At 71.1% G+C, this 10,439-nt stretch carries 11 protein-coding genes; 5 read left to right on the top strand and 6 right to left on the bottom strand.

All coding sequences use genetic code 11. From position 1 onward, the window contains the following. Positions 1 to 57: 57 nt before the first annotated feature. Positions 58 to 2,331 (top strand): acyltransferase family protein, encoded by a 2,274-nt coding sequence (locus DN771_RS11575; protein WP_116997540.1) that lies wholly within the window; start codon positions 58 to 60, stop codon positions 2,329 to 2,331. Positions 2,332 to 2,345: 14 nt separating this feature from the next. Here the strand turns inward: DN771_RS11575 and DN771_RS11570 are convergent, their stop codons facing one another. Further along, positions 2,346 to 2,519: an antitoxin gene (locus DN771_RS11570; protein ID WP_116997539.1), complete on the bottom strand. Its 174-nt coding sequence runs from the start codon at positions 2,517 to 2,519 to the stop codon at positions 2,346 to 2,348. Between the two features lie 162 nt (positions 2,520 to 2,681). Here DN771_RS11570 and DN771_RS11565 point away from each other — a divergent pair, with 162 nt between their 5' ends. Further along, positions 2,682 to 3,011, top strand: coding sequence for a DUF167 domain-containing protein (locus DN771_RS11565; RefSeq protein ID WP_116997538.1), 330 nt, complete (start codon positions 2,682 to 2,684; stop codon positions 3,009 to 3,011). A gap of 9 nt (positions 3,012 to 3,020) precedes the next feature. Here DN771_RS11565 and DN771_RS11560 read toward each other — a convergent pair whose 3' ends face one another. From DN771_RS11560 to DN771_RS11540, 5 genes are all read right to left on the bottom strand, one after another. Then, complete coding sequence (locus DN771_RS11560) at positions 3,021 to 3,635, bottom strand: TetR/AcrR family transcriptional regulator (RefSeq protein ID WP_116997537.1); 615 nt, start codon at positions 3,633 to 3,635, stop codon at positions 3,021 to 3,023. Positions 3,636 to 3,865: 230 nt separating this feature from the next. Further along, positions 3,866 to 4,474 (bottom strand): TetR/AcrR family transcriptional regulator, encoded by a 609-nt coding sequence (locus DN771_RS11555; RefSeq protein ID WP_162941826.1) that lies wholly within the window; start codon positions 4,472 to 4,474, stop codon positions 3,866 to 3,868. A 46-nt stretch (positions 4,475 to 4,520) separates the two neighbouring features. Beyond that, the gene (locus DN771_RS11550) at positions 4,521 to 5,780 is read right to left on the bottom strand and encodes an outer membrane protein assembly factor BamB family protein (RefSeq protein WP_162941825.1); all 1,260 of its coding nucleotides are present in this window, start codon (positions 5,778 to 5,780) and stop codon (positions 4,521 to 4,523) included. Further along, positions 5,777 to 6,520, bottom strand: coding sequence for an SH3 domain-containing protein (locus tag DN771_RS29465; RefSeq protein ID WP_162941824.1), 744 nt, complete (start codon positions 6,518 to 6,520; stop codon positions 5,777 to 5,779). The genes DN771_RS11550 and DN771_RS29465 overlap by 4 nt, the downstream gene beginning before the upstream one ends. A gap of 74 nt (positions 6,521 to 6,594) precedes the next feature. Then, on the bottom strand, positions 6,595 to 7,704 hold the full coding sequence (locus tag DN771_RS11540) for a glycosyltransferase family 4 protein (protein WP_227462318.1): 1,110 nt from the start codon (positions 7,702 to 7,704) through the stop codon (positions 6,595 to 6,597). Between the two features lie 93 nt (positions 7,705 to 7,797). Between DN771_RS11540 and DN771_RS11535 the strand changes: the two genes are divergently transcribed. From DN771_RS11535 to DN771_RS11525, 3 genes are all read left to right on the top strand, one after another. Further along, positions 7,798 to 8,352: a LemA family protein gene (locus DN771_RS11535; protein WP_116997533.1), complete on the top strand. Its 555-nt coding sequence runs from the start codon at positions 7,798 to 7,800 to the stop codon at positions 8,350 to 8,352. An 85-nt stretch (positions 8,353 to 8,437) separates the two neighbouring features. After that, on the top strand, positions 8,438 to 9,343 hold the full coding sequence (locus tag DN771_RS11530) for a M48 family metalloprotease (protein WP_116997532.1): 906 nt from the start codon (positions 8,438 to 8,440) through the stop codon (positions 9,341 to 9,343). A 6-nt stretch (positions 9,344 to 9,349) separates the two neighbouring features. Beyond that, positions 9,350 to 10,417: a DUF3048 domain-containing protein gene (locus tag DN771_RS11525; protein ID WP_162941823.1), complete on the top strand. Its 1,068-nt coding sequence runs from the start codon at positions 9,350 to 9,352 to the stop codon at positions 10,415 to 10,417. Positions 10,418 to 10,439: the final 22 nt, after the last annotated feature.

Raw genomic sequence — 10,439 nt, 5'->3', positions numbered from 1 at the left:
GGCCGCGCCGGCGGCATCCGCGATCTGAGCGCGCCGGGAAAATAGCGTTCGCATCCGATGACGAGCGCCGGGGGTCTGATCTCGCCTCGCCGCGTGACGGCCGACGCTCGACGTCGGCGCGCGGTCCGGCGTCAGCTCGACGGCGTCGCCAGCGGCTCGTTCCGGGCCGACGTCGAAGGCTTGCGGGCCGTCGCCGTGGTCGTCGTCGTCTTGTTCCACCTCCGCATCGACGTGGTGTCGGGCGGCTACGTGGGCGTCGACGTGTTCTTCGTGGTCTCGGGCTATCTGATCACGCGGCTCCTGCTGCGCGAGCTCGCCGACGACGGTTCGATCTCGCTGCCCGGGTTCTGGGCGCGCCGGGCCCGGCGGCTGCTGCCGGCGTCGGCACTGGTGTTGCTCGTCACCGTCGCCGCCGGTCGGGTGATGCTGTCGCCGCTCGCCATGCGCACGCTCGCCGGCGACGCCGTGGCGGCAGGCGCGTTCGTGTCGAACTTCGTGTTCGCCGGGCGCGAGACCGGCTACTTCGCCGACGCCCCGTCACCGCTCCTGCACTTCTGGTCGCTCGCCGTCGAGGAGCAGTTCTACCTGTTGTGGCCGCTCGTCCTCGTGGCCCTCACACGCCGGCCGCGGCAGTACCGCCGGCTGCTCGCCGTCGTCATCGGCGCGGGCATCCTCATCTCGTTGCTCGCGTCGGTGTGGATGACATCGCACCGGCCCACCGAGGCGTACTACCTCCTGCCGGCCCGGATGGGGGAGTTGCTGTGCGGTGCGGCGGTGGCCCTCGTCGGGCCGGCGTGGCGCACCGTGGCCCCCGGCGTCCGTGCCGTCCTCGGCTGGTTCGGGATCGCAGGCATCGCGGTCGCCGTGTTCGGATACGACGACACCACCCGGTTCCCGGGAACGGCGGCGCTGCTCCCCGTGCTCTCCACGGTGCTCGTGCTGGCGGCCGGTGGGGACGGCGGCCCGGCAACGGGCCCCGTCGTCGCCCTCCGCCACCCCGTCGCCCAGTGGATCGGCAAGCACTCCTACGCCATCTATCTCTGGCACTGGCCGCCGCTCGTCCTCGCCGAGGCCCGCTACGGCGAGCAGCCGCTCGGCGTGCGGGTCGTGATCCTGGCCGGCGCGGTCGGTCTCGCCGTGGCGTCGGTCCGCTTCATCGAGGCGCCCGTCCGGCACTCGTCCTGGTTGGCGGTCCGGCCGGCGCGCGGACTGGCGCTCGGTGCGTCCCTGTGCGCGGCCGCACTTGTCGCCGGCACCGTGGCGGGATCGGGCACGTCGCGTCTCGACGGGGGAGAGGCGGCCGCCGCCCCCGTGCTCGACCTCTCCGTCGTCGCGGCCCCGACCACCGCGACGCCGGTGGCTCCGGTGGGCATCGTCCAGCCCGGCGTCGCCACCGCGCCAGGTCCGACCGTTCCGGACACCACCTCGGCGGTCACCACCCCCACCACCACCCCCACCACTGGGGTCTCCCCGGTCACTCCTGCTGCGCTGGCTGCAGGCGGCACCGCCGACCTCGCCACCCTGGTTGCAGCCAACCGGGCCGTCCTCGACGCCGCCTTGACGGTCGACGACGTGCCGTCGAACCTCCAGCCGTCACTGGCGGCCGCCGGCAACGACAAGGCCTCGATCTACGCCGACGACTGTGTGGCCATCGGGGTCGAGTCCGACCTCACGCCCTGCCGGTACGGCGCGGTCGGTTCCGCCACGTCGGTCGTCCTCTATGGCGACTCGCATGCCGCCCAGTGGTTCCCGGCCCTCGAGGCGATCGCCAACGACCGGGGGTTCGAGCTGGTCGTGCTCACCAAGGGTGGCTGCCCGACCGCGGCGGTGTCGATCCCCACGAACACCCTCTCCCGGACGTGTCCGGTCTGGAGGGACGCGGTGATCGACTTTCTCGCCACCGAACGGCCCGATGCCGTGATCGTGACGGCGTGGGCGGGCTACCCGAACGACGACGACGAGTGGGCCGCCGGCTTCGACGACACGCTCGCGCGGGTGGCCCAGCACACGGCGAACCTCGTCGTCCTCGGCGACAACCCGCCGTCGTCGCGCAACCCGGCCGACTGCCTGTCGGCCCACGTGACCAGTGCGTCGGCGTGCAACTCCGACCGCGCCGACGTGGCCCCCACGAGCCGGCACGAGGTGGAGCGCGCGGTGACCGCGCGGTATGGCGGGCGGTTCGTCGACACCACCGACTGGCTCTGTACGGCGACCGAGTGCCCGGTCATCCTCGGCGACATCCTCCTGTTCCGCGATGCCGATCACCTCACGACGGCTGCTGCGGTGTGGTTCCGGCCGTTGCTCCAGGCCGCCCTCGCCGGGATCGTCTGAACGGCGGGCGCCGCCTACTCGGGAAGCTTGTCGACGACGTCCTTGGCCTTCTCGGCCACGTTCTCGACCTTGTCGGCGTGCTTGGCGCCGACCTTCGACTCGACGGTGTCCGACGCCTTGTCGATGCCCTGTTTCACCTTGGTCTTGTTGCCGCCGATGAGGTTGCGAAGCTTGTCGAGAAAGCCCATTGAGGACTCCTTTCGGTGCGGCGCCCCGGCCCGGACGACTGCACGCGACAGCGCGGCTCCGCTCCGGGGTGTCAGGTTGTCGCCGCCCAGTGTTGCAGGTACGGGCGAGCCCGCCGCGCCGAACGCTGGCGGACGGGCCGCCGGGAGGAGTTGACTGGGAGCATGAGGCGCAGTCTCAACGTCCCCGCCGAGGACTCGATCGACGTCGACATCAGGGTGATCCCGCGGGCGAGCCGCGACGAGGTGGGCGGGGAGCGGGCCGGTCGGCTCGTCGTCCGCACCCGCTCGGCGCCGGTCGACGACCAGGCGAACGAAGCCGTGTGCCGGGCGCTCGCCCATCACTTCGGCGTGCCGCGCCGCCGGGTCGAGCTGGTGTCCGGGCACCGGTCGCGGGACAAGACCGTCCGCGTCAACCAGGTCGTTCGAACCAGCCGCGCCGATCGATTGACGGCTGCCGGCCGGCCGGCCGGTAGCCCTGTCGCCGGCCGCTGACCGAACCCGTCAGGTTCCGTCCGCGCCTGCGGCGCCGGCCGCATCGGCCGCTTCGAGCGACTGGAACAGGGCGATCAGGGTGGCCGCCCGCTCCGACACCGTGCCGACGTCCACGTCGATCATGCGGTTGAGCGCACCGCCCTGCACGACACGTCGCAGGATGTCGACCCAGCACCGCCGTGACCGGTCCGACAACCTCGAGAACACGGGATGGACGATCGCCGCGGCGTACAGCATCTCGTCCTGCTCGGCGAGCAGCTGGGCCACGCGGGGTTGCAGGTCGGGGTCGGTCCGAGCGGCGAGCAGCAGATCGAACCGGACGAGGTTCTCCGGGTGATCGGCGCGCCGCGCCAGCGCCTCGAGCCACCCGTCGTCGGTGGGATCCTCGGTCGCCGCGACCACCGCCGCCACGGCCTCGGTCTGGCGCTCCTGGACCAGTTCCAGGGCGGCGAGGAGCACGTCGTTGCGGGTCCGGAAGTGCCGGAAGAGCCCACCCTGCGAGACTCCGGCGCGATCACAGATCTCGCGAATCGTCGCGCCGTCGACGCCGAGCTCGATGATCGCATCGATCGTCGCCTGGAGGATGAGGGCGACCGTGCGGGCCCGGCGCTCGGCCTGGGTCATCCGGGGGCGCGGTTGGGTCACGGGAGCCCGACGCAGCGGGGGAGGGTGCTCGGGGTAGAACCACCGAAGGCGATCCGCCGCGTCGCCCTGGTGGTTCTACCTGACCTGGCAGTGTCCGGAGCCACTTCCGCCAGTGGTTCCGAACGAGGGCTGCCAAAGATTGCGAGCAACGACACTGTAACTCTTGGTAGGGAGATCCACAACCAATTCCCGCAATTCAAGATGCAACCTCACGCGGCGAGACGCCGGGCGAACTCCGCCAGCGCCTGGAGACGGTCGCGCTCGGCCTCACCTGGAAGCCCGACGGCTTTCCACATGGCGTCTCCGGCGAGGTAGTCGCGGAACAGGTGGATCCACTGGTCGAGCGCCTGGGACGACAGACCGGAGAAGCTGGGGTGCCGCATGATCAGTGGACGCACCGAATCGAAGATCCGATCGACCACCCGGTGGAGGTCGTCGCGCAGCTGATCGTCGCCGCGGGCCCCGAGCAGGGCCTCGAGGAGGGCGGCGTTGCGGGGATGCTGGACCTGGGCGACGAACGCCTCGATGAAGACCACGGGATCGTCGTTGACGCCGAAGCCGTGGGCGCCGACGAACGCCACCGCTTCGTCGATGATGCGGACCACCGTGGCCTCGTGGCGGTGCACTGCCGCCGCGATGAGGTCGATCCGGGTGTCGAAGTGGTGGAACAGCGCGCCCTGCGACACGCCGGCGCGACGGGCGATCTCCTCGGTGGTCGCCCGGGTGTACCCGACTTCCTCGAGGGTGCGCAGCGTCGCCACGATCAAGGCCTCGATCGTCTCAGCGCTGCGCTCGGCCTGTGTCCGCCGGGTGGTCATCCGATGCCCCTGTCTGCCCGCCCGCGAACGTACACGCACGCGTGCGTCAGAACGTGCACGGTGGCGTCGCATCGGATGCCGTGATCCCCGCGTCGGCGGGCGAGCGGTACCCCAGGACGCGATCGCCGAGGCGCACGACGAGCGTTCCCGACGCCACGCCGATGTCGCCCGGCGTCTCCTCGAGGACGAGCGACCAGGTCTCGACGAGATCCCGCACGCCGAAGGTGGTGACCGTCGGCCCTGAGGCCACGACGAGACGGCACTCCGAGGCGGCCACGAAACGGACCGAGTCCCCGCCGTCGGGAAGCTCGATGCGATCCGTCACCTCGCCGGTGAGTGGTGGGACCACGAACACCGTCGAATCGTCTCGGCGCAGCCGAGCACGCGTCGACACCACCGCGCCGAGCACGTCGGCGGGTTGACTCCAGACCACCTCGCCCGTCTCGCGCTTCACGGCGGTCACGGTGTCGTCGGCCGAGCCGCTGACGAGGGCGACGTCGCGGTAGATCTCGACTGCGGTCGCCCCGCCGTCGATCGGCGTCTCCCAGTTCAGCCAGCCCACCACCGAGTCCCACTCGGTGAGGGCCTCGCGGTCGGTCGTGTAGAGCCACGGTCCGTTGCACCGGAGCATGTCGGTCATCGGGTCGAACGGCTCCTCGCCCGACCAGCGCGTGACGCCGGTGTGGTGCTCGACCACCTCGAACGGCCGGGGCGGGGTCCCCGCGGCGGAGACGAGCACGACGATGTCGCGGCAGACGGCCCCGACGTCGAACCCCGGCTCGACGGTCCACCTCGTGGCGCCCGTCGTTCCGTCGACGGCCTCGATCGAGCGGGCCCCGTCGGCGGCCGGCGGTGATTCGACGAGCACGACGCCGTAGTCGTTGACCTCGACGAGGCGGCCCGAACGCGTGAAGTTGGAGGTGCCGCTCTCGGCGTCGACGACCTCCACGTGGGTCTTGTCGCCGAGCACGATCACCTCGTGGGACACCGTGAGCCGCTCGGCCGGCGCCGTGTCGACCGACCACTGCTCCACGCCCGTCACGGGATCGAGCGACCGCAGGCGCCCTTGACCGGGGGCGTCCGGACGGTCGTGTTCGAACAGGTACACCGCTCCGTTGCCGAACCCTAGGGTGCATGTGCGCTGCGATCCTGCGGGCGGCGCACAGGCGATCTCGGTGCTCCAGGTCTCGACCGGCTCGCGGACGGGACCATCGCCCGGTGGCGTCGGCCCGGCGCCGGCGGCGGGCGCAAGGCCACCCAGGGTCGCGACTGCGGCCAGCGTGGCGATCGCCCGGACCGGGATCATTGGAAGCGCAGCACGCGCTCGACCAACCATCCGAGCCGGCCGTCGGCATCGACGAGGCGCCAGGCGCCCTCGGAGTCGGTGACGGTGGCGTCGAGCACCGACATGCAGGTACCCGGGGGCAGCTGTTCGAACCGTGGCCATCCCGTGCCGGGGCCGCCGCGGAAGTTCACGCCCTTGTCGCCGACGATGCAGGCCTGGCCGATCGATGCCGGCGGCCCCGACGCAGGCACCGCCAGCGGATGGGAGACCCGCCAGGACGTCCCGTCGGACACCAACACCAACGACGTCCCCGGATCGTTCTGCATCCAGGTGCATCTCACCGTCGTCCCGGCCGGCGCCGCGCAGGACGGGCTGCCCCAGGCCCCATCGCCGGCCACGCTCACCGTGGTCTCGTAGGTGGCGACCGCCCAGGTGAACGTGTTCGGGTCGGTCTCGCCGGTCTGCAGGGCGGCCGCCGCGGCGGCGTTGTTCGTGGCCACCGCGTTCAGGTACCGGCCGGCGACGGACGTGGGGTCGCTGTCGTCGTCGGCCACGGTGCCGGGCGCGGACGTCGTGGCCGCCGACGTCTCGGCCGGAGGCAGGGGTGCCTGTGTCACGATCGCTCCCTGACCCGGAGGAGGCAGCGGGGCGAGCGTGTCGTTGGCGCCGCCCTCGGTGATCGCGCTGCAGCCGGCGAGCGCACCGATCGCGGCGAGGGCGACCAGTCCCGCGTCAATCCGAAGGCGACGCCGGCGGTCCATCGCCCCGACGGTACCTCCGGGACCGTCGTCGATGGTGGCACGGCCTCCCGCGACGGCGCCTCGGTCACCGGCGGTCAGAGGCGCGGGGGCCGGTCGATCAGCTCGCGGTAGATCGCCACGTACTCGTCGGCGAGATGGCGCATCGAGAAATCGTGGGCCCGGCTCGAGCCGGCGATGCGCAGCCGCTCGCGCAGCGCCGCATCGCTGAGCGTCCGCTGCAGCGCGTCGGCGAGGGCGTGCACGTCGCCCGGCGGGACGAGGATCGAATCGACGCCGTCGGTGGCGACGTTGCGGTAGCCGTCGAGCGAGCTGGCGACGACCGGCGTCCCGGCCGCCATCGCTTCGATGAGCACGACGCCGAACGACTCGCCGTGGAGAGAGGGGGCGCAGAAGACTGTCGCGCCGCGCAGCCGGGCGAACTTCTCGGTGTCGTCGATGCGCCCGAGCCAGCTGATCCGCTCGTCGCCCGTGGTGCGCGCCCTGAGCATGGGCGTGTCGGGACCGTCGCTGGCGATCCACAGCCGGGCCTCGGGTGGCAGCTCGGCAAAGGCGTCGAGCAGCACGGCGAGGCCCTTGCGCTCCTCGTGACGACCGCAGAAGAAGATCGTCGGCGCCACCGCCGGCATCGGCGTGGCCGACTCGATCGACGCGATGTCGACGCCGTTGAACAGCACCCGGTAGCCGTTGCCGCCGAGGTGGGACTCGACCAGATCGAGCGCGTCCTTCGACACGACGACCTTGCAGTCGAGGTTGCGCAGCAGCCGGCGGAGGAACGGGGTGAACACGCGATAGCTGGCCGACGTGCCGGCGGCGTGGAACGTGCCGACCAGCGGCGCGCTGCGCAGCACGACCGAGGTCATCGACGGACCGGGAGCGAGGGGCTCGTGCACGTGGACGACGTCGAACTCCTCGTCGCGCAGGGCGCGGATGGTGCGCAGCGCGGCCGGGGCGTCGGGCGCCAGGGGAGCGATCGAGCCGTTGGCCGCCGTCGGCAGGCTGTTACCGAGCGGCGTGACGAACGATTCGGGCGGGGGTCCGTCGCACGGTCCGAGCACCCGTGCTTCGTGGCCCCGCCGGCGCAGCTCCCTGGCCAAGCCGATCACCTGGGCCTGCACGCCGCCCGGCACCGTGAGGCTGTAGGGCGACACGAGACCGATGCGCAGCACGGAGGGATTGCGCGGCATGGGCGGTGAGGCTAGGCCGTCAGGCCGCTTGGGCGGGCCGGGTCCCGGCTATGTCCACGATCGGGATGGCGGCGAGCCGTACACTGACTCGCCATGATCGCTCTCATCATCATCGGCGTGATCGTGGTGCTGATCGCCGTGTACCTCGTGGCCGCCTACAACGGCCTCATCCGGCGACGCAACCAGATCGAGAACGCCTGGTCCCAGATCGACGTGCAGCTGAAGCGCCGCCTCGATCTCATCCCCAACCTCGTCGAGACCGTCAAGGGCTACGCCGCCCACGAGCAGGCCACGCTCGAGAAGGTCATCCAGGCCCGCAACGCCGCCATCGCCGCGCCCAACACGCCGCACGCCCAGGCCGAGGCCGACAACCAGCTGTCTGGCGCCCTCAAGTCGATCTTCGCCCTCGGCGAGGCCTATCCCGACCTCAAGGCCAACCAGAACTTCCTCCAGTTGCAGGAAGAGCTCACCGCCACCGAGGGTCGTGTCGCCTACGCGCGGCAGTTCTACAACGACAGCGTGCTGGCCTACAACAACAAGCTCCAGCAGTTCCCGACGGTGTTCTACGCCCGGTTGCTGAAGTTCGAGCGTCGCGAGTACTTCGAGGCCGACGAGGCTGCGCGCACCGCTCCCAACGTCAGTTTCTGACCGTGGCTGCCATCCGCTCTCGCCGGCACGGCGAGCCGCTCATCCGGCGCGCCCGCACGCCGCTGCCCTGCGCTGAGGCCCGCTGATGTTCGAACAGATCCGCTCCAACAAACGTCGCTCGGCCGGCCTGGTGGTCGGCTTCGTGCTCGTCGCCATCCTCATCGGCGCGGCGGCCGGCTACCTCGCCGGCTTCGGTCCGTGGGGCATGGCGATCGCGCTCGTCATCGCCGCCATCATGGCGTTCACGTCGTACTGGAAGGCCGACAAGATCGCCCTGGCCGTGTCGCGCGCCAAACCCGCCGACCCCGAGGTGTACCGGCGTCTCTACAACCTCGTGGAAGGGCTGTGCATCGCCAGCGGCCTCCCCCAGCCGGGCATCTACATCGTCGACGACCCGGCGCCCAACGCCTTCGCCACCGGCCGCAACCCCGACCACGCGGCGATCGCCGTCACCACCGGACTCCTCGAGAAGCTCAACCGCGTCGAGCTCGAGGGCGTGATCGCCCACGAGCTGTCGCACATCAAGAACTACGACATCCTCGTCGCCACGCTCGCGGTCACCCTGGTCGGCACCGTGGCGCTGATCACCGACATCGCCATCCGCACGATGTGGTGGAACGGCGGTCGCAACCGCCGCCAGGGCGACCACGACAACGGCAACCCGTTCTTCGCCATCTTCGGCTTCGCCCTGTTGATCCTCGCCCCGATCATCGCCAGGGCGATGCAGGCGGCAATCTCGCGCAAGCGCGAGACCCTGGCCGACGTCTCCGCCTGCCAGCTCACGCGCTACCCCCCGGGGCTGATCTCGGCGCTCGAGAAGCTGCGCGACGACACAACCGTCACGCACTCGGCTAGTACTGCGACCGCTCACATGTGGATCGAACAACCAATGTCCGGCGTCGGCGATCGAGGCCGCCTAGGGTCGGTCCACCGTCTCTTCGACACCCATCCTCCGCTCGAAGAGCGCATCGCACTGCTGAAGGAGCTGTAACCCACCATGAAGGCCCGCCGCCTCATCTCCGCCCGTCTCATCGCCGCCGTCGCCGTCGGCACACTCGCCGTGTCGGCCGGTGTCGCCGGCGCCACCTCCGCGCCGCCCGATTCGGAGCCCGCCGCTGGCGCGTCGTCCGCGGCCCCCGCCACCACGGCCACCACCGACGCGCCCACCACCACCGAGGCGACGACCACCACCGAGGCGCCCACCACCACGGCGGCCCCGGCCGTGACCTACCCGTTGACCGGCGTGGTCGCCCCCGCCGACTACACGCCCCGTCCGGCCCTGATCGTCAAGATCGACAACGTCAACGCCCAGCCCCAGGCCGGGCTCAACGAGGCCGACATCGTCTTCGAGGAGATCGTCGAGGGGGCCACGCGCTTCGCCGCCGTGTTCAACTCCACCGACTCCGATCCCGTCGGGCCGATCCGCTCGGGTCGCGTGCAGGACGTCGCCCTGTTCAGCAGCTACAACGATCCGATCTTCGCCTTCTCCGGTGGCAACGACACGGTCGTCGGCGCCCTTCAGGCCACCGGCTGGACGCTGCTCACCCAGGGGAACGGCATGTTCCGCGACGGCAGCCGGTCGGCCCCGCACAACCTGTTCGGCAACACGTCGGAGTTCTTCGCCCTCGCCGGTGAGTCCGGCGAAGCGGTGCCCCAGTTCGAGTACGGCACCCCGGCCGGTTCGCCGGTGTCGTCGATGAACGTCGACATGGCCGGGCGCAACGTCGAGTGGACGTGGGACGCGGCCCAGGGGCTGTTCCTGCGTTCCGTGAACGGCGACACGCACGACACCACCACGGGCCAGTTCAGCACCAACAACGTGATCGTCCTGGTCGTGCCGTACGGCAACTCGTCCGACGGCAACCCGGAGGCGCAGACCACCGGCACCGGCCCCGCCGTCGTGTACGCCAACGGCCTGAAGACCGAGGGCACCTGGACGCGCGAGGACGCCTCGCAGCCCTTCACACTCACCGACGGCAGCGGCAACCCGATCGTGCTCACGCCCGGCCGCACCGTCGTCGAGCTGGCCGAGACCGGCGCCTCCATCGGCGACACCCCCGCCTGACCCCCCAGAACAACGGGAGGGT

Source organism: Desertimonas flava (assembly GCF_003426815.1).
Lineage (GTDB): Bacteria > Actinomycetota > Acidimicrobiia > Acidimicrobiales > Ilumatobacteraceae > Desertimonas > Desertimonas flava.
This window is presented reverse-complemented; position numbering and strand designations above follow the sequence as displayed.